20 protein-coding genes are annotated in these 17,096 nt (G+C 71.0%); 11 read left to right on the top strand and 9 right to left on the bottom strand.

The genetic code is table 11. From position 1 onward, the window contains the following. Positions 1 to 2: 2 nt before the first annotated feature. From VGR32_RS07130 to VGR32_RS07105, 6 genes are all read right to left on the bottom strand, one after another. Entirely contained in the window at positions 3 to 401 is a 399-nt protein-coding gene (locus tag VGR32_RS07130) for a hypothetical protein (RefSeq protein WP_327449520.1), read from the bottom strand. Continuing rightward, a complete protein-coding gene (gene pheS, locus VGR32_RS07125) occupies positions 398 to 1,474 on the bottom strand; it encodes a phenylalanine--tRNA ligase subunit alpha (protein WP_327449518.1) in 1,077 nt (358 codons plus the stop codon). Before pheS ends, VGR32_RS07130 begins: the two co-directional genes overlap by 4 nt. Before the next feature lie 89 nt (positions 1,475 to 1,563). Continuing rightward, entirely contained in the window at positions 1,564 to 1,932 is a 369-nt protein-coding gene (gene rplT / locus VGR32_RS07120; protein ID WP_327449516.1) for a 50S ribosomal protein L20, read from the bottom strand. A 108-nt stretch (positions 1,933 to 2,040) separates the two neighbouring features. Next, positions 2,041 to 2,238, bottom strand: a complete 198-nt coding sequence (gene rpmI / locus VGR32_RS07115; RefSeq protein ID WP_327449514.1) for a 50S ribosomal protein L35 — start codon at positions 2,236 to 2,238, stop codon at positions 2,041 to 2,043. A gap of 215 nt (positions 2,239 to 2,453) precedes the next feature. Further along, on the bottom strand, positions 2,454 to 2,975 hold the full coding sequence (gene infC / locus VGR32_RS07110) for a translation initiation factor IF-3 (protein WP_327449512.1): 522 nt from the start codon (positions 2,973 to 2,975) through the stop codon (positions 2,454 to 2,456). Between the two features lie 129 nt (positions 2,976 to 3,104). Next, a complete protein-coding gene (locus VGR32_RS07105) occupies positions 3,105 to 4,052 on the bottom strand; it encodes a glycosyltransferase family 9 protein (RefSeq protein ID WP_327449510.1) in 948 nt (315 codons plus the stop codon). Positions 4,053 to 4,105: 53 nt separating this feature from the next. Between VGR32_RS07105 and VGR32_RS07100 the strand changes: the two genes are divergently transcribed. Next, on the top strand, positions 4,106 to 4,852 hold the full coding sequence (locus VGR32_RS07100; RefSeq protein WP_327449508.1) for an alpha/beta hydrolase: 747 nt from the start codon (positions 4,106 to 4,108) through the stop codon (positions 4,850 to 4,852). Here VGR32_RS07100 and VGR32_RS07095 read toward each other — a convergent pair. Next, positions 4,849 to 6,192 (bottom strand): M23 family metallopeptidase, encoded by a 1,344-nt coding sequence (locus VGR32_RS07095; protein WP_327449506.1) that lies wholly within the window; start codon positions 6,190 to 6,192, stop codon positions 4,849 to 4,851. The genes VGR32_RS07100 and VGR32_RS07095 overlap by 4 nt on opposite strands. Before the next feature lie 351 nt (positions 6,193 to 6,543). Between VGR32_RS07095 and VGR32_RS07090 the strand changes: the two genes are divergently transcribed. The 4 genes from VGR32_RS07090 to VGR32_RS07075 all read left to right on the top strand — a co-directional run bounded on the left by VGR32_RS07090 (position 6,544) and on the right by VGR32_RS07075 (position 10,680). After that, positions 6,544 to 9,714 (top strand): intermembrane phospholipid transport protein YdbH family protein, encoded by a 3,171-nt coding sequence (locus tag VGR32_RS07090; protein WP_327449505.1) that lies wholly within the window; start codon positions 6,544 to 6,546, stop codon positions 9,712 to 9,714. Between the two features lie 81 nt (positions 9,715 to 9,795). Then, positions 9,796 to 9,990: a YnbE family lipoprotein gene (locus VGR32_RS07085; protein WP_327449503.1), complete on the top strand. Its 195-nt coding sequence runs from the start codon at positions 9,796 to 9,798 to the stop codon at positions 9,988 to 9,990. 22 nt (positions 9,991 to 10,012) lie between these two features. Next, on the top strand, positions 10,013 to 10,378 hold the full coding sequence (locus tag VGR32_RS07080; RefSeq protein ID WP_327449501.1) for a DUF1318 domain-containing protein: 366 nt from the start codon (positions 10,013 to 10,015) through the stop codon (positions 10,376 to 10,378). A gap of 32 nt (positions 10,379 to 10,410) precedes the next feature. After that, the gene (locus VGR32_RS07075; RefSeq protein WP_327449499.1) at positions 10,411 to 10,680 is read left to right on the top strand and encodes a hypothetical protein; all 270 of its coding nucleotides are present in this window, start codon (positions 10,411 to 10,413) and stop codon (positions 10,678 to 10,680) included. On the opposite strand, the gene VGR32_RS07070 is transcribed toward VGR32_RS07075, so the two are convergent. Then, on the bottom strand, positions 10,677 to 11,810 hold the full coding sequence (locus VGR32_RS07070) for a DNA cytosine methyltransferase (protein ID WP_327449497.1): 1,134 nt from the start codon (positions 11,808 to 11,810) through the stop codon (positions 10,677 to 10,679). The genes VGR32_RS07075 and VGR32_RS07070 overlap by 4 nt on opposite strands. A gap of 81 nt (positions 11,811 to 11,891) precedes the next feature. Between VGR32_RS07070 and VGR32_RS07065 the strand changes: the two genes are divergently transcribed. The 6 genes from VGR32_RS07065 to VGR32_RS07040 all read left to right on the top strand — a co-directional run bounded on the left by VGR32_RS07065 (position 11,892) and on the right by VGR32_RS07040 (position 16,528). Next, positions 11,892 to 12,377: a hypothetical protein gene (locus tag VGR32_RS07065; RefSeq protein WP_327449495.1), complete on the top strand. Its 486-nt coding sequence runs from the start codon at positions 11,892 to 11,894 to the stop codon at positions 12,375 to 12,377. A gap of 35 nt (positions 12,378 to 12,412) precedes the next feature. Then, a complete protein-coding gene (locus VGR32_RS07060) occupies positions 12,413 to 13,567 on the top strand; it encodes an acyltransferase (RefSeq protein ID WP_327449493.1) in 1,155 nt (384 codons plus the stop codon). A 46-nt stretch (positions 13,568 to 13,613) separates the two neighbouring features. Continuing rightward, entirely contained in the window at positions 13,614 to 14,123 is a 510-nt protein-coding gene (locus VGR32_RS07055) for a CHAP domain-containing protein (RefSeq protein ID WP_327449491.1), read from the top strand. A 10-nt stretch (positions 14,124 to 14,133) separates the two neighbouring features. Then, entirely contained in the window at positions 14,134 to 15,099 is a 966-nt protein-coding gene (locus tag VGR32_RS07050) for a magnesium transporter CorA family protein (protein WP_327449489.1), read from the top strand. A gap of 37 nt (positions 15,100 to 15,136) precedes the next feature. After that, complete coding sequence (locus VGR32_RS07045) at positions 15,137 to 15,934, top strand: tryptophan 2,3-dioxygenase (RefSeq protein WP_327449487.1); 798 nt, start codon at positions 15,137 to 15,139, stop codon at positions 15,932 to 15,934. Positions 15,935 to 16,021: 87 nt separating this feature from the next. Beyond that, entirely contained in the window at positions 16,022 to 16,528 is a 507-nt protein-coding gene (locus tag VGR32_RS07040; RefSeq protein WP_327449485.1) for a PA2169 family four-helix-bundle protein, read from the top strand. 71 nt (positions 16,529 to 16,599) lie between these two features. Here the strand turns inward: VGR32_RS07040 and VGR32_RS07035 are convergent, their stop codons facing one another. After that, positions 16,600 to 17,082 (bottom strand): hypothetical protein, encoded by a 483-nt coding sequence (locus VGR32_RS07035; RefSeq protein ID WP_327449483.1) that lies wholly within the window; start codon positions 17,080 to 17,082, stop codon positions 16,600 to 16,602. Positions 17,083 to 17,096: the final 14 nt, after the last annotated feature.

The following is a 17,096-nucleotide window of genomic DNA, read 5'->3' as shown; positions in this document are numbered from 1 at the left end:
CGTCAGTCGACGCGGACCTGTTCGATCAGGGTCTGCAGCAGGGACTCGCTTCCAGTGAAGCCGAGCGTGTGAAAGCGGCAGTTGCGGAAGGTGCAGTTCCTCACCGGAATGGAGCCGATGGCCGCCGTTCCGTTCAGCGACCGGAACAGCATTCCGCGAAGGTCGCCGCCGCACGGGCCGAAGTCGACGCCCTCGAAATGGGTTCCGTCCTGCACGAGCATCAGGCCGGGACCTTCGATGAGACAGTCCACGAACGTCCGGCCTTCGAGGACTGCACCCCCGCCCGCTTGGATGTTGGCGCGATACAGGTCGAACAGCGAGAAATGGCCGCCGCGCAGCTCCCTGGCGCGCGGATCGATCTCCCGGCTGATCGGGGTGGCGACGGGCGTGCGATCGGTCATGACAGGCCTCCGGCCGAACTCGGCGCGGCGAAGGGAGAGAAGCCGTAGTGCGCCAGCCAGCGCACGTCGGCCTCGAACATGGGGCGAAGGTCGGAGATGCCGTATTTCAGCATGGCCAGGCGATCCACGCCCATGCCGAAGGCGAAGCCCTGCCACTCGTCGGGGTCCAGACCGCAGGCCTTCAGGACGTTGGGATGCACCATCCCGCAGCCCAGAATCTCCATCCAGTCGTCGCCCTCGTTCAGCTTCAGCGTCCCGCCGGAGCGGTCGCAGCGGATGTCCATCTCGGCCGAGGGCTCGGTGAAGGGGAAGTGGTGCGGGCGAAAGCGGGCGTCGATGCCGTCCAGCTCGAAGAAGCGCGCCACGAAGGTTTCCAGCGTCCACTTCAGGTGGCCCATGTGAACGGCGCGATCGATGACCAGCCCTTCCACCTGATGGAACATCGGCGTGTGGGTGGCGTCGGAATCCTTGCGGAAGGTGCGGCCGGGCGCGACGATCCGGATCGGCGGCGTCTGGCTCATCATGGTGCGCACCTGCACCGGGCTGGTGTGGGTGCGCAGCACCTTGCGCTCGCCCGTCTCCGGATCGGGCTTCAGGAAGAAGGTGTCGTGCATCTCCCGCGCCGGATGCTTGGGCGGGAAGTTCAGGGCGGTGAAGTTGTGGAAGTCGTCCTCGACGTCCGGGCCCTCCGCCACGGCGAAGCCCATGTCGGCGAAGAGGGAGATCATCTCCTCCATCACCTGCATGGTCGGATGCACCCCGCCCTTGCGACGAGGGCGGGCCGGCAGAGACAGATCGACCCGTTCGGACTGCAGCCGGGCGTCCAGCTCCGCGGCCTCCAGCTCGGCCTTGCGGGCCGCCAGCGCCGACTGCACCCGGTCGCGCAGGCCGTTGATGACCGGGCCCTTCTCGCGCCGCTCGTCGGGGCTCATCGCGCCCATGCCCTTCAGCAGGCCGGAGATCGTGCCGGACTTGCCCAGCGCCGCCACCCGCAGATCCTCGACCGCGGCGGCGGTTTCGGCCGCCCCGATGGCGTTGATCAGATCGAGTTCCAGCTGGTTCAGGTCGGTCATGTCGCGGTTCGTCTAGCGTCTGCGGCCGAAAGCAAAAAGCCCCCCGGCGCGGGCCGGGGGGCTTTTGCGGGTTCCGTGTCCGGAAAGCCTTAGGCCTTGGCCTTCTTGTCCAGGGCGTCGCGCACCTTGCCGGCGATGGCGGCGAAGCCGGCGTCGTCGGCGGCGATGGCGGCCATGACCTTGCGGTCCATCTCGATGCCGGCCAGCGACAGGCCGTGCATGAACTGCGAATAGGTCATGTCGTGCAGGCGGGCGGCGGCGTTGATGCGCTGGATCCACAGGGCGCGGAAGCTGCGCTTCTTGTTGCGGCGGTCGCGATAGGCGTACTGCCCGGCGCGGTCCACGGCGGCCTTGGCCGTGCGGATGGTGTTCTTGCGGCGGCCGTAGAAGCCCTTGGCCTGCTTCAGGACCTTCTTGTGCTTGGCGTGGGACGTGACGCCCCGGGTGACGCGAGCCATGATGTTTCTCTTCGGGAAGGGCCCCTAACGTTCGCGCCGCGGGCGCTCACTGCTTGAGGGGCTTGAGTTCAAATTCAGGGTTGAGGATCGATCCGATGCGCGCGCCGGTCAGGCGTACGGCATGTAGGTCTTGATCTTCTTGGCGTCGGCGTCCGACATCACCGCGGTGCCGCGGTTCTGACGGATGTACTTCGAGTTGTGGCTGATCAGGCGGTGGCGCTTGCCGGCGACCCCTGCCTTGACCTTGCCCGACGCGGTGAATTTGAAGCGCTTCTTGGCGCCCGACTTCGTCTTCAGCTTCGGCATTTTCACTCTCTCGTTTTGAGTGGGCCATCGCCTATCGGCTGCTTGAGCCCATAGGGATTTCCCTGATTTAGGACCGCCCAGGCATGCCTGTTCGCCCGGCGGTCCGGTACGCGAAGGCGCGGCTTTTAGGGGAACCGCGCCGGAATGGCAATGGGACTCGCGAAAACGCCCCGCCGGTCGGGCGGGGCGTCGTCGGGGCGTTCAGGGCGCGGAGCCTATCTCGGCGCCAGGATCATGATCATCTGGCGGCCCTCCATGCGGGGGGCGTACTCGACCTTGGCGACTTCCTCGAAGTCGGCCTGCACCTTGTTCAGCAGCTTCATGCCCAGTTCGGGGTGGGCCATCTCGCGGCCGCGGAAGCGCAGGGTCACCTTGACCTTGTCGCCCTCCTCGAAGAAGCGCGTCATGGCCTTGGCCTTCACGTCGTAGTCGTGGGTGTCGATGTTCGGACGGAGCTTGATCTCCTTCAGCTCGACGACCTTCTGCTTCTTGCGGGCGGCGGCCTTCTTCTTCTGCTCCTCGAAGCGGAATTTGCCGTAGTCGAGGATCTTGCAGACCGGCGGCTCGGACGTCGACACGATCTGAACCAGGTCCAGGCCCGCCTCCTCGGCGGCCTCCAGCGCGGCCGACAGGGGCATGACGCCCTGCTTCTCGCCGTTCTGGTCGATCAGAAGCACCCGCGGCGCGCGGATGTCCTGGTTCATCGGGGGGCCGTCCTTCACGGGCGGCGCTTGCATCGGTCTACGAATGGGCGTCGGTTCCTTGTCAGTTCAATCGCGGTGAGCGGCGGGCGCGCGTGCGCCTGCGGTCCCTCTCCGCCGCCCCAATATGCCGTCCCGGCGGGCTTTCTTCAAGGCGGGCCGGGTTCAGGCGCGCGGGAAGGCGTCGTGGAGGTCGATCACGGCGGAAAAGACACGGTCCACCGTCAGGTCCTCGATCGGCGCGAACTGGCCGCGCGTCTCGTTGGACGCCACGGTCCGCGTGCGGGGGCCCCACGGTCCGTACAGCCACCACTCCGTCGGTCCGAACAGGCCCAGCGTCGGCCGGCCGGCCGCGGCCGCGACGTGCATCAGGCCGGAGTCGTTGCCCACGAACAGCGCCGCCCGGTCGATGGCCGCGGCCGAGGCCAGGATGTCGCCCTTGCCGACGAAGTCGACGCCGCGCGGACCCGCCGCCTCCAGCGCCGGGGTCGCCGGCGGGCGGTCGCCCGGTCCGCCCACGGGCATGAAGCGCCAGCCGTCGAAGCGCGGCTCGGCCTTCAGCTTCTCCACCAGGGCGCCCCAGCGGTCGGCCGGCCAGCTCTTGCCCGGCTGGTGCGCGATCGGCGCCAGCGCCAGGATCGGTCCCGGCCCCGCCCCGCCGGCAAGCTGCGGGTCGATCACCGCCGCCGCCTCGGCCCGCGCGCGATCGTCCAGAAAGATTTCGGGATGCAGCGGCTCCGTGGCCCCCATCATGGCCGTCGCCGTCTCGACCTTGCGCCGCCCGGTCTCCAGCCTGCGGGAATAGACGACCCGGCGCCTGGCGTTCAGCGCCCAGGCCAGGCCCGAGCCGCGCACGTCGATGACCAGGTCCCAGCGCGTGCCCCGCGCCCGCTTCCACAGTTCGACCCAGTGTCCGGACAGGGGTTTCTTGTCCAGCGGCACGACCTCGACCACGCCCGGGGCTGCCCGGAACAGCGGCGCGGGCGGGCGGCCGCAGGCCACGGTGATCTCCGCGCCGGGCAGCTGCCGCCCGATCTCGCGGATCACGCCCGAGGAGATGACGCAGTCCCCGATGCGGTTGGATGTGACGAACAGGACCTTGGGCGCGGGCATGCCCCGTCCTAACCGAGGGTGACGGCGCCGGGAAGTCGGGGCACAAGGCGGCCATGAGCGAGATCGAACGCCTGACCCGCCCCGATGGCGAGACCCTTGCCCTTCAGCGCGTGCCCGGCGCCGGCCCGACCGTCCTGTGGATCGGCGGCTTCCGGTCGGACATGGAGGGGACCAAGGCACTGACGCTGGACCGCGCGGCGCGCGAGCGGGGCTGGAACTTCGTCCGCTACGACCACTTCGCGCACGGCGTCTCGTCCGGAGACTGGGAGCAGGCCACGATCGGCCGCTGGCGCGAGGACGCGATCGCCCTTGTCGACGGACTGGACGGACCCGTCCTGCCGGTCGGCTCGTCCATGGGCGGCTGGGTCGCGCTGCTGCTGGCCCAGGCCCGGCCGGGCCGCATGGCGGGGCTGGTTCTCGTCAATCCCGCGCCGGACTTCACCGATCGCCTGATGTGGCCGTCGCTTGACGACCATGTGCGTCAGGCCGTCCTGCGCGACGGCCGGGCCGAGATCGAGGAGCCGGGTCTGGGCCGCTATGCCCTCACGCGCCGCATGTTCGACGAGGCGCGCGACTGGAAGGTGCTGGACGCGGATCTGGCGATCGCCTGCCCGGTCCACGTGCTGCAGGGTCGCCGCGACGACGTCGTGCCGTGGACGCATCAGATGGCGCTGCTGGAACGGCTGAAATCGGCGTCCGTGCGTCTGGAACTGATCCCCGACGGCGATCACCGGCTGTCGACGCCGGACGATCTGGCCCGGCTGATCGAGGTGATCTCGGAGATGCGGAGGGCCGCCTAGGCCTTGGGCGCGACCAGCTGCGAGGCCTGACCCGCGCGGCGTTCGCCGCCGGCCAGCACGATGCGGTCGATGCGGGACTTCTCGGCGCGGAAGGCGGTCAGTTCGGCGCCCGACAGAACGGTGCCTTCCTGCGTCTTCACGCCGGCCGGATTGATCCGCTGGCCGTTGCGCCAGATTTCGTAGTGCAGGTGCGGCCCGGTGGAGGCGCCGGTCGAGCCGACGTAGGCGACGACCTGACCCTGACGCACCCGCTGGCCGGCGCGGACGCCCGGCGCATAGCGCGACAGGTGGCCGTAGCCGCTCTCCAGGCCGTTCGAGTGGCGGATGCGCAGCCAGTTGCCGTAACCGCCCCAGCGACGGGCCTCGACCACCACGCCGTCGGCCGGCGCCACGATCGGCGTGCCCGTGCCGGCGGCGAAGTCGATGCCCTGGTGCATGCGGCGATAGCCGGAGATCGGGTGGCGGCGATAGCCGAAGGACGAGCTCATGCGGAACCCGCCGGCCAGCGGCGTGCGCATGAAGGCCGAGCGCGTGTTCTTGCCCGAGGCGTCGAAATACTGGGTCTCGCCGCCGCCCACGGGCTTGTAGCGATAGAAGACCTGACCCTTCAGCTCGGCGTACAGCAGCTCGCCGGTTTCCACGACCCGGCCGGTCTCGGTGACCGTGCGGGCGAACACCAGGGTGAACTGGTCCGAGCCCTTCACGTCCCGGTCCATGTCGAACTTGTGCGAGAACAGCTGCACGGCCTTGCGGGTCACGGCGCCCGAGGCGCCCATGCGCTGGGCCGTGGCGTACAGGGATCCCTTGACCTCGCCCTTCAGGACGACGGTCTCGTGCGTGACCTTCTCCTCCAGCGCGCGCAGGCGCAGCGCGCCGTCGAAGGTGCGCGACACGGTCAGCTGGCTGGCCGGGCCGGTGCGCATCGTCAGGCCGATCAGGCGGGTGTCGCCGCGACCCGCGCGCGGGCGGGCGATGGCGGTCTCGAACTTCAGGCCGGCGCGCAGCTGGCTGACGTCGAAAGCGGAGGCGATGGTGGCGACCACGGCCTGCACGTCGGCCCCGCCGACGCCGGTGCGGCGCAGGGCCTGCTCGAAGGTCTCGCCGCTGCGGATCTGGACGGGAACGGCTTCCGGCGCCGTCAGGCCGGCCTGGGCGCCGGCGTTGGCCATGGCGCGGGCCTCGAGCGCTTCCAGCTGCTCGGCGGTCATGGGGGGCAGGGTTTCGGCGCGGACGGGCTGATAGACCTTGCCGGCCAGCAGCGTCACGGCCACGGCGGCCAGAACGGTGAACACGTGAGGCGCGAGCCGCAGGGGCTGGCGACGTGGATCGAACTGAGCCATCGGTACCCGGCAAACGACGACGCCCGGCGGCGCCAAACCACTGAGAAGCAAGGTTCGCGCCGGCCCGGTCCCCCCGGAAGCGCGCCCCGCCTATACCCTCTCCGGGACCCTGTGTGAAGCATCTCCATTACCATTCGTTAAACCGGAAGCGGGGCTTGTGTATTTCCAAGGTTCGGAAAGAGAACTTCGAGGCGTGCCACCAGTGACAAAGAAGGAACGGCACGTGAACGCGGGCGACCTTGGCCGTTTCACTCTGCGCGCGCGGACGCCTCGATTGAAAGTGACCTCCGCGCCACTTGGGTGTGATGGCAGCGCAACGCTGTGGCGCGACCGCCTGACTGAGCGGCGATCGTGAGCGTGACCGAAACGGAACAGACGCGTCCGCAAACGCCGCGACGCCGCCGACGGCGCGCGGCGGCGGGGGGCGTGGCGGCCGCCCTGCTGGCCCTGCTGCTGATCGTCGCCGTCGCCGGCTGGCTGGGACGGCGGACGCTGGCGCGCGAGGCCGTGGTCTTCTGGCTGGAGCGCCGCGGCGTGGAAGCCCAGGTTCGGGTCGACAGGCTGGAACTGAACGGCATGGTCGGAGCCGTCACCCTCGGCGACCCCCGCAACCCCCAGGTGACGGCGCCCCGCGTGGAGGTGGACTGGACGATCGGGACGCCCTGGCGGGCCGGCGGTCTGGGGCCCACCCCGACCCGCATCCGGCTGGTCGGCCCGACGGTGCGCGCCCGTTGGACGGGGAGGCGTCTCAGCTTCGGGCAGCTCGATCCCCTTATCGACGAGTTCGCCCGTCGCCCCGCGCGCACCGATCAGGTCGGCCCCGTCATTCTTCTGGAACGGGCGACGGTGCGTCTCGATTCCGGGTGGGGCCGCACGACCATGCTCGGCGACGCCCGGGTGACCGACGGCAAGCTGGCGTCTCTCGACGCCGTGCTGCCCGCCGCCGACTACAGGAACGGCGACCGGTTCGCGCGCGGGGTCGGCGGGCGCGTGGAACTCGCCACGGTGCAGGGCCGGACGCGGTTCGACGTGACGCTGGCCTCGACCGAGGCCAACCTGCCCGGCGTCTCGGGGGCGGGGCTGAAGCTGAATCTTCAGGGCGTGGCGGCGTACCCGGACATCGGCCGCCGCTCGGCAGACGGCCCGGTGCGGCTGGACGGGGCCGTCTCCCTCGACCGCGTCGCCGCCGGCGGCTGGGCGGGTCGCTCCCTGAACGCCGACCTGTCCTTCGTCGGCGAGGCGGCGGGGGCGGGCCAGGGGCTGACCCTGACCGGACTGACGACGCTCGACCTGCGGTCGGCCGGGCTGGACGGACCCGTCGAGGCGACCGGCGCGCGGATTCAGGCGACCGGCGCCCGCACCCGTCTGGCCTTCGACGACGGCGCGCCGCTGTGGCGGCTGGACGGACCGGTCAGCCTCGCTGCGTCCACGCTGCAGGCCGACGGCTTCCGGACGCGCGGCCTGTCGCTGGCCTCCACAAACCTCACCCTCGGCGGCCGCGGGGGCGCGGTGGAGGCCTCCGGACCCGTCCTGCTCCGGGCCGCCGCCTTGGCGACCGGCGACCTGTCGTTGACGGGCGTCGCCTCGCGCGGCGCACTGGACGTGGTGATGGACGGTCCGATGCGGCTGGGGTTCTCCGGGTCGCTGGCCGCGTCGAGCGGTCGCTGGCCCATTCTGGGCGCCCCCGCCGGCGACGACGTGCCGGAACTGGGCACGCTGAAGCGCGCCCTGTCGGACTTCTCCCTCGAGGCGCCGACGCTGTCGCTGGCGGTCGGACCGAACGGCACGACGCTGGACCTGCGACGCGGCCTGACCGTCCGCCCCCGCTCGGGCGGCACGGCGGTGGTGACGCAGGCGGGCGGTCCGGTGCTGGTCGCCGCGGCCGGCGCCGCCCCGCGCGGGGCCTTCGACCTCGCGCTCCAGGGCGGCGGCCTGCCCGAAGCGCGCGTCCGCGTGTCCGGATGGCGCCTGACCGGCGCGGGCTTCCAGGCCGATCTGTCGGGCCGGGCGGCGCTGGACTTCGGCCTCGGCCGGGGCGTCGTGCTGAACGCCGCCGGCCGGCTGGCCACGAGTTCGGCGGGCCTGACCTTCACCGCCTCCCGCTGCGCCCCGCTGTCGATCGAGCGGCTGGAACTGGGCGAGAACGACGTGACCGACCTGACCGGCGGCCTCTGCCCCGCAGGTCGGCCGCTGGTCTCCGTCGCCGACGGCGGCTGGCGCGTCGACGGCCGGCTGGCCGACGTGTCCGCCGCCGCTCCCTTCCTCGCGCTGCGCTTCGCCGACGCCGGCGGTCCGCTGGCCGTGCGCGGCTCGGCCGCCGGCCTCGGCCTGACCGTCGGCGTCGACCGCGCCCGCGTGATCGACGCCACCGATCCCCTGCGCTTCCACCCGCTGGACGCGACCGGCCGCGCCGCGCTGGCCGGCGATCGCTGGACCGGCGACTTCTCCCTGTCGCGTCAGGGCTTCCCGGTGGGTCGCCTGTCGCTCGCCCACGACGGGCCGTCGGGCGTCGGCGAGGTGGGGATCGTCTCCGAAGACCTGATCTTCGCCGAAGGCGGTCTGCAGCCGTCGGACCTGACCCCCCTCGGCGCCGACCTGATCCGGTCGCCGGTCGCCGGCCGCGTCCGCTTCGACGGTCGCGTCGACTGGACGGCCGACCCCGACGGCGGGAGCAGCGGCGGCCTGCTGGTCCTCGACGACCTCGGCTTCGACAGCCCCGCCGGCCCGGTCGAAGGGCTGTCCGGCGCCCTCCGCCTGACCAGTCTCGCCCCGCTGGAGACCGCGCCGGACCAGACGGTGACCATCCGGCGGGTCGCGGCCCTGACCGACGCCACGGACCTGACCCTGACCTTCGACCTGAACAAGGCCACGCTGAACCTCGACGCCGCCTCCGTGGCCGCCGCCGGCGGCACGGTCACTCTGGAGCCGACGGCCCTGCCGCTGGCGCCCGACCAGCCGTGGTCCGGGGTTCTGGTGCTGGACCGCATCCAGATCGGCGACCTGATCTCGCCCACGGGATTGGCGGACAAGGTGGCGATCGACGCCGTCGTCTCCGGCCGCGTTCCCTTCACCTGGACCCCCGGCGCCGGCGCGACCGTGCAGGGCGGCAGCCTCTACTCGGTCCAGCCCGGACGCCTGTCGATCCAGCGCGAGGCCCTGTCCGGCCTCGACGCCGGCGGCGGCGGGGAGGCCGTGCCCCCGGGCACGGTGGAACAGCTGGCCTATCAGGCCATGGAGAACCTCGCCTTCAGCGAACTGACCGCCGCCATGGACAGCACCGACGGCGGCCGTCTGGCGCTGCGCTTCCACATCCTGGGCCGGCATGACCCGCCCGTCCGGCAGGAGCTGCGCCTCGGCTGGCTGGAGCTGATCCGTCGCGACTTCCTGAACCGGACCGACCTGCCGCTGCCCTCCGACACGGGCATCGACCTGACGCTGGACGTGGACCTGAACGTCAACCAGCTGATCAGCGACCTTCTGGCCGTCCAGCGGGCGCGCGAGGGGAACGGGAACGCGGACTAGGGGCCCGCGTTCGGGCATTCAGACCGCGTTCATCCCTGCCCCGGCCTTATGGGTGCGAACGCATTCGCAGGATGACCGCCCATGAGACTCAGCATGAAGCGCGCCGCCGCCCACCTGGCCGTCGGACTGACCGCCGTGACGATCGCCGCCTGCACGCCGACCGTCCGGCTCCAGGTCGATCCGATCCAGATCTACGCCAAGCTGGACGCCGACGTGCGCGTCCGCCTGGACCGCGAGCTGGAGCAGCTGCTCCAGGAAAACCCCAACCTGTTCTGAACGTGACCGGGGGAGACAGATCATGACCTTCCGCAAGACCTTCGTCGCCGTCGCGGCCGTGGCCGCCCTGGCCTTCGCCGCCGCAGGCGCCGCCTTCGCCCAGTCCGCGGAGCAGAAGGCGCTGGTCGACCGCGCCAAGGCCGAGGGCACGGTCGGCGAGCAGGCCGACGGTTACCTCGGCTTCCGCGTCGCCTCGACCGACGGCGGCCTGCAGGCCGCGGTCCGCGTCACCAACGACGGCCGTCGCGCCGCCTATGCCCGCGCCGCCGCCGAAACCGGCGTCAGCGTCGACGTGGCCGCCGCCCGCGCCTTCGAGACCATCGTCCAGCCGCGCATCTCGTCCGGCCAGTGGTGGCGAAACGCTTCGGGCCAGTGGGTCCGCCGCTGACCGCGTCGGCATTCTGAACTAAGGAACGGGCCATGACCTCGCGTCTGGCCCGTTTTCTTTTGGCCTCGCTGCTGGCCCTGCTGGTCGCGGCCGCCGCCACCTTCGGCGCGGCCCGCCTGTGGGAGCTGATCGGCGGGGCGCCCATGTCGGTCCACGGCTGGGTGGCGCTGGGGCTCGGCATGTTCGGCAGCGTGGCGCTGGCCTGGGCCCTGATGGCCCTGGCCTTCAAATCCTCGCGCGAAGGCTGGGACGACCGCGTCGACAACACCCTCGATCCGGGCAGGGAGCGGGAGGAGGACTAGGCGGCGGCCCGCCTGCCGGCGCCGGGCGCCAACAGCCCGTCCGCCAGGGCGCGCACCACCGGCACGGCCACGGCGTCGCCCATCAGCTTCAGGCCCGCCGAGGCGGACGCGGGCAGGCGATAGGCGTCCGGAACCCCCATCAGCCGCGCCGCCTCCACCGGCGTCAGCCAGCGGAGGCGCGTGCGCCCGCCGTCGACCACCACCACGATCTGGCGCGACGATCCGCCCGCCGGCGTGCGCAGGCAGCCGGCCATGCCGTCGAAGCGCAGTTCCAGCCTCTGGGTCCGGACGCCGTCCTCGATCCGCACCCGCCGATAGCCGGCGGCCGTGCGACGGCCCCCCGACGCCCGCTCCGCCTCCAGCCGCCGGCGATGCAGCGGCGACAGCAGCGCCAGCGCCGCCTTCGTCCGTTCGTCGGAAAACCACGCCACGCGGTCGTCCGGCTCCAGCATCCCGGCGAGATCCAGATTGCGTCGCGGCGGCGCGGCCAGCGACCACCACGCCCAGCTCGCTTTCACCGCGTCGGGCAGGCGATCATGGGCGGCGACCAGCCGGGCGGAGTGGAAAGGCGCGACGGGCCCCGCGATCTCCGGCGGGGCGTCACCGCGCACCGCCACGACGAACAGCCGCGGGCGCGACTGCGGCAGCCAGTGTGCGGCGTCGATCTCCAGCGCTCCGACGCGCCGCCCGCCCTCGCCCAGCGCCGCGCACACCGCCGCGAAGTCCGCCCCGCCGCCGGACGTCAACAGGCCGCACACGTTCTCGACCACGATCCGGTCCGGCGCCCGACCTTCGGCCTCCAGCCCCCGCATCAGCTCCATGAAGCCCCAGAAGGCGCCGGACCTGCGTCCTGCCAGCCCGCCGCGCGCGCCGGCCAGGCTCAGGTCCTGACAGGGCGACGACGCCCAGGCCAGATCGGCGGAGCCCGGCAGGTCGGCCGGCGTCAGCGCGCCCACGTCGCCCTCATGGAACGGTACGTCCGGGTGATTGGCGCGAAAGGCGCGCGCCTTGGCGGCGTCCAGATCGTTGGCGAAGCCCACGCGCCAGCCGTCCAGCCCGAGGCCCGCCAGACCGCCGCCGGCGAAGAACTCCCACGCCGTCGGAGCGTTGCTGGAGACCTGATTCGTCATCCCGCCAGCCTGACACGAACCGCCGCCCTTGACCTGCGCCTTGCGTCCGCGTCCGATGCCGCCGGTTTCCGGAGCCCCGTCATGCGTCTGATCCTTCTGTCGTCCGCCGTCCTGACCCTCGCCGCCTGCGGCGAGCCCGCGCCGCCGTCCGAGCCCGATCCCGCCCCGCAGCCGGCGCCCGTGCTGGGCGGCGTCGATCTGGGCCAGCCGGTGCGCGCGCTCGGCACCGAGCCGTTCTGGGGCGTCGACATCGGGCCCGACGGCATCGCCTATGAGGGCGTCGATCGCCCGCGCGAGGTCGCACCGCGCGGCGAGGTCGAGCTGATGGGCACCATGGCCGTCTTCACCGGCCAGACGGACAAGGGACGCGCCATCACCGTCACCCTGATCGACACCGACTGTTCGGACGGCATGAGCGACCGCCTCTATCCCCTGACGGCCCGGGTGGAGATCGGCGAGGAGACGCTTCAGGGCTGCGCCGCCGCGCGCGACGCCATCATGACGGCGCCCGAATCCGGCCCGGTCGCGGCGGTCGAGCCCGAGGCTGCGGCCGCGACCCGGCCTTAAGGTTTCCCCAAGCCGTTTGAGGGCAGGGTGGCGGCATGACCGCCGTGCCCTCTCCCGACGACGAAGGTCCGATCGCCCCGGCCGACCTGCGCCCGCTGACGGCGCTGCGGTTCCTGGCGGCGGCCTGGGTGGTGCTCTACACCTGCTGGCCCTTCCTCGACGTCGGCTTCACCCCGCATCTGGCGGCCAAGGGCTACCTGGGCGTCGAACTGTTCTTCGTCCTGTCGGGCTTCATCCTCAGCCACGTCTATCTGGAGGCGTTCGGCGCGAAACGGTTCGGCTACAGGGGCTTCCTCTGGGCCCGGATCGCCCGGGTCTATCCGCTGCACCTCGTCACCCTGCTGGGCGTCATGGCGCTGGCGCTGGCCGCGGCCGCGGCCGGCGTCGCCATGCAGGCTCGGGTCATCGACTGGCCGTCGCTGCCGGCGAACGTCCTGATGCTACACGCCTGGGGTCTGGCGCCCGAGGCGGCCTTCAACCATCCGTCCTGGTCGATCTCGGCCGAGTGGTTCGCCTATCTGACCTTCCCGGTCTTCGCCGCGGGCGCCTGGGCCCTGCGGGCGCGGCCGTGGCTGGCGGTCGCCGTCGCCGCCGCCGCCCTGCTGGCGCTCTACGTCGTCTTCCAGAGCCTGGCGGGCTTTCCGCTGACGCAGGCGACCATCCGCTGGGGCGCGCTGCGCATCGTCCCCTGCTTCGCCCTCGGCTGCGCCCTGTACCTCGTCCACCGTCACGGCGGCGTGCCGCGCCCGGGCCTGCTTTCCGCGCTCGCGCTGGTGCTGATCGTGGGCGCGGCCTCGCTTCAGGCCTGGGACGGCGCCATCGTCCTCATGGGCGGCCTGCTGATCCTCGCCCTGGCCTCGCTGGACAACGTACGCGCCGGGCCCTTGTCCAGCCGCTTCGCGGTCTGGCTGGGCGAGATTTCCTACGCCCTCTACATGGTGCTGATCCCGTGGACCCTGGTGGCCGTGAACGGCCTCGCCCGGGTCACGGGCTCGGAGACGAAAACCTTCGCCCTGCCGCTCTGGCTGGGGATCGTTCTGGGGGCGGTGGTCGCCGCGGCGATCGCCCATCATCTGGTGGAAAGGCCCGCCCGCACGTGGCTTCGGAACCTGCCGAAGCGGAGCCGTGACGCCCGCCGCGCGAAAACGACGCAGGAAAAATCTCCCGCACGGGTTTCCCCCGCAGGATGAATTCGGCTACGCAGGGCCCTCGGTCCAACGGAACGGAGCACGCCTCATGCTGAAACGGCTCGCGGTCGCCCTGGTTGCAATGGTCGTCGGTTTTTCGCCGCTGACCCCCCAAATCGCCCAGGCTGACGCGCCGTATTGGCAGTGCGTGACCTTCGCCCGCCTGACTTCCGGCATCGAGATCCGCGGCGACGCATGGACCTGGTGGAACTCGGCCCAAGGCCAGTACCGCACGGGCAGCGAGCCGGAAGTCGGCTCCGTCCTGGTCTTCCGCCAGACGGGTCGCATGACCCGCGGCCACGTCGCCGTCGTCTCGGAAATCCTGACCGACCGCGTCATCCGCATCACTCACGCCAACTGGGGCGGCAGCCGCGGCAAGATCGAGGAGAACGTCACCGTGGCCGACGTCTCCGAGGCCGGCGACTGGAGCGCGGTCAAGGTCTGGTACGCGCCGATCAACGACCTGGGGACCTCGGTCTATCCGGTCTACGGCTTCGTTCACAACGAACGCCTGGGCGGCTCGACCCTGATCGCCTCCCTGCCGTCGTCGGACGCCTGATCCCCCGCACATGATCCGGATCCACCGGCGCGGCGAGAACGGATGCCGCGCCCTGGAAGCGCCGCCGACGGGCACGATCGACGCCGACGTCCTGTGGATCGACCTCGTCGCGCCCACGCGCGAGGAGGAGCTGTCGATCGAACGCGCGCTGGGCGGCATCCCCCTGCCGACGCGCGAGGAGATGTCGGAGCTGGAGGCGTCCAGCCGCTTCTATCGCGAACACGGCGCGACCTACGTCACCGTCGATCTCCTGCATCGCGGCGACGAGGAGGTGCCCCTGCTCGATCCCGTCACCTTCGTGGTCACCGCCGGGCCGCTGGTGACCATCCGTTATTTCGACCCCAAACCGTTCGCCATGCTGGAGGCGGCGCTGGCGCGCGAGGAGGCGATCTGCGCCACCGCGCCGGGACTGGCCCTGCACCTGTTCGAGATGGTGGTGGACCGCACATCCGACGTTCTGTCCGCCACCGTCGACCGGGTGGAGGAGTTCGGCGAGCACATCTTCGCCGAGACCAACCGCGCCAGGAGCTTCGAGCCCTACATCAACCGGCTGGGCCGGGCCCGGCTGGCCAATGCGCGGCTGGAGAAGAGCCTCGCCGGCCTGATGCGCGCCTTCGTCTTCCTGGGGCTGGACGACCGGGTCGAGAAGGACGCCGAGGCGCGCGACCACCTCGCCTCCCTGACCCGCGACGCCCGCAGCCTCAACGACCACAACCGCTCGGTGGCCGCCTCGATCGACTTTCAGCTCAACGCCACCCTCGGCCTGATCAACATCCAGCAGTCCTCGATCATCAAGATCTTCTCGGTGGCCGCCGTCGCCTTCCTGCCGCCCACCCTGATCGCCTCGATCTACGGCATGAATTTCGACCACATGCCGGAACTGGCCTGGCCGTGGGCCTATCCGGCGGCGCTGGTCGCCATGGTCGTGTCGGCCGTCCTGCCGCTGGCCTGGTTCCGGAAGCGCGGCTGGCTGTGAACCTTGCGCCGATGCGGCGCGGACGCGACAAGGCCGCATGACCGACGCGCGCGACATGACCTACGCCGGCTATCTGGACCTCGACGTCCTGCTGTCGGCGCAGAAGCCCCTATCCGACCAGCACGACGAGATGCTGTTCGTGGTCATTCACCAGACCAAGGAGCTGTGGCTCAAGCAAATGCTGCACGAGGTGGCCCTGGCCCAGTCGCTGGTCCGCGCCGGCGATCTGGTTCCGGCCTACAAGAGCCTGGCGCGCATCAGCCGCATCCAGGCCGTGATGACCCAAAGCTGGGACGTCCTGGCCACCATGACGCCGGCCGACTACCTGAACTTCCGCGAGGTGCTGGGCTCATCCTCCGGATTCCAGAGCGACCAGTTCCGCCGCTTCGAGGCCCTGCTGGGCCTCAAGGACGAGAAATTCCTGAGGTTCCACGTCGGCCGGCCGCACGCCCATGCGGCCCTGAAGGCCGCGATGGAGGCGCCCAGCCTCTACGACGACGTCCTGGCGCGCCTCGCCGCCTCCGGGCTGCCCGTGCCCGCCGACGTCCTGAGCCGCGACGTGTCCCGGCCCTATGAGCCCAACTCCGGCGTGGAGGACGCCTGGCTGGAGGTCTATCGCCGCCCGCGGGAATTCTGGGACCTGTATCAGCTGGCCGAAAAACTGGTCGATCTGGACGACGCCCTCCTGACCTGGCGGCACAAGCACGTCGTGACCGTGGAACGCATCATCGGCCGCCGCATGGGCACGGGCGGGACCGCGGGCGTCGCCTATCTGGCCGAGACCCTCTCCCGCCGCTGCTTCCCGGAGCTGTGGTCGCTTCGGACGCGGCTGTGAGCCGCACCCCGTCCATACGGCCAAGCTGAAACTCCAAACGAAGTCCGGCGCTTTGTCCATAACTGTGCAACAGCGAAAGGACCCGCCATGAGCGACGCCAACCGACACGACATCGACGCCCTGAACAGCCTGATCGAGACCACGCTCGACAGCGCCGACGGCTATGAAGAGGCCGCCAAGGAGACCGACGTCGCCGCCTACCGCGACCGCTTCGTGAAGCGCGCGGGCGAGCGCCGCCGCGTCGCCGCCGACCTGCAGACCGCCGTGCGCGGTCTCGGCGCCACGCCGGAGGACGACGGCTCGATCCTCGCCAAGGCCCATCGCGCCTTCCTCGACGTGAAGCACGCACTGCTGCGCGACGAACAGGCCGTGGTGAACTCGGTCGAGAACGGCGAGGATTTCATCAAGGGCAAGTTCGAGCGGGCGCTGGAAGACGACAAGGTCTCGGCCACGACCCGCGAAGTCATCCGCCGCGCCTATCTGACGATCAAGGACGGCCACGACGAGATGCGCGACCTGAAGCATGCGCTGGAAGGCGCCGACGGCCGCCCCGTCACCACGACCACGCCCGACGGCCGTCCGCTGTCGATGTGACGCGACCGATCTGAAACGACGAAGGCCCCCGGCTCGCGCCGGGGGCCTTTTTCATTGCGGCGAGGCGGCGATCATTCGCCGGCGGAAATCTCGCGATAGCGCTCGGCGATGACGTTGATGTCGCCGTCGATCGGCTCGATGCCCTCCGGCAGCGTGCCGTCGCAGGCATAGGCCATGATGACCGCGCTGGTGGCGGTCATGTTGACCGCCTCCCACTGCTGCTCGTCCTCGATGCCGCCCATGAACCCGCCGTCCAGGCCATAGGCCGAGGCGCCCGGGGTCTTGAACGTCTTCTGCGAGCACTGGAAACGGTAGTCCATGTCCAGCCGGGCGATGCCGTCCTGCACGGAGTCCGCCGCGCTCACGACCGAGATGGTCACAGCGGCCTCGCCGCCCTGACGCGCCCGCGTCCCGCCGGCGGCCAGGATGATGTTCTCCTCGGTCACGTCCATGATGTAGTACGGACCCGAGTTGGGCAGCGGATCCTGCGCCATGACGGGCAGGGCGACGGCGGCCAGGGCGGCGCCGGCGAAAAGGGTGGGGAACAGGCGCATATCAGTCTCCGGGG

The sequence above is a fragment of the Brevundimonas sp. genome, from assembly GCF_035935935.1.
Taxonomy (GTDB): domain Bacteria; phylum Pseudomonadota; class Alphaproteobacteria; order Caulobacterales; family Caulobacteraceae; genus Brevundimonas.
The sequence above is the reverse complement of the archived record's forward strand: the minus strand, read 5'-3'. Positions and strand labels throughout refer to the sequence as shown.

Coding starts and splice junctions, on each gene's coding strand:
- VGR32_RS07130 (WP_327449520.1), bottom strand. CDS start 401: ATGACCGATCGCACGCCCGTCGCCACCCCGATCAGCCGGGAGATCGAT.
- pheS (WP_327449518.1), bottom strand. CDS start 1,474: ATGACCGACCTGAACCAGCTGGAACTCGATCTGATCAACGCCATCGGG.
- rplT (WP_327449516.1), bottom strand. CDS start 1,932: ATGGCTCGCGTCACCCGGGGCGTCACGTCCCACGCCAAGCACAAGAAG.
- rpmI (WP_327449514.1), bottom strand. CDS start 2,238: ATGCCGAAGCTGAAGACGAAGTCGGGCGCCAAGAAGCGCTTCAAATTC.
- infC (WP_327449512.1), bottom strand. CDS start 2,975: ATGCAAGCGCCGCCCGTGAAGGACGGCCCCCCGATGAACCAGGACATC.
- VGR32_RS07105 (WP_327449510.1), bottom strand. CDS start 4,052: ATGCCCGCGCCCAAGGTCCTGTTCGTCACATCCAACCGCATCGGGGAC.
- VGR32_RS07100 (WP_327449508.1), top strand. CDS start 4,106: ATGAGCGAGATCGAACGCCTGACCCGCCCCGATGGCGAGACCCTTGCC.
- VGR32_RS07095 (WP_327449506.1), bottom strand. CDS start 6,192: ATGGCTCAGTTCGATCCACGTCGCCAGCCCCTGCGGCTCGCGCCTCAC.
- VGR32_RS07085 (WP_327449503.1), top strand. CDS start 9,796: ATGAGACTCAGCATGAAGCGCGCCGCCGCCCACCTGGCCGTCGGACTG.
- VGR32_RS07080 (WP_327449501.1), top strand. CDS start 10,013: ATGACCTTCCGCAAGACCTTCGTCGCCGTCGCGGCCGTGGCCGCCCTG.
- VGR32_RS07075 (WP_327449499.1), top strand. CDS start 10,411: ATGACCTCGCGTCTGGCCCGTTTTCTTTTGGCCTCGCTGCTGGCCCTG.
- VGR32_RS07070 (WP_327449497.1), bottom strand. CDS start 11,810: ATGACGAATCAGGTCTCCAGCAACGCTCCGACGGCGTGGGAGTTCTTC.
- VGR32_RS07065 (WP_327449495.1), top strand. CDS start 11,892: ATGCGTCTGATCCTTCTGTCGTCCGCCGTCCTGACCCTCGCCGCCTGC.
- VGR32_RS07060 (WP_327449493.1), top strand. CDS start 12,413: ATGACCGCCGTGCCCTCTCCCGACGACGAAGGTCCGATCGCCCCGGCC.
- VGR32_RS07055 (WP_327449491.1), top strand. CDS start 13,614: ATGCTGAAACGGCTCGCGGTCGCCCTGGTTGCAATGGTCGTCGGTTTT.
- VGR32_RS07050 (WP_327449489.1), top strand. CDS start 14,134: ATGATCCGGATCCACCGGCGCGGCGAGAACGGATGCCGCGCCCTGGAA.
- VGR32_RS07045 (WP_327449487.1), top strand. CDS start 15,137: ATGACCGACGCGCGCGACATGACCTACGCCGGCTATCTGGACCTCGAC.
- VGR32_RS07040 (WP_327449485.1), top strand. CDS start 16,022: ATGAGCGACGCCAACCGACACGACATCGACGCCCTGAACAGCCTGATC.
- VGR32_RS07035 (WP_327449483.1), bottom strand. CDS start 17,082: ATGCGCCTGTTCCCCACCCTTTTCGCCGGCGCCGCCCTGGCCGCCGTC.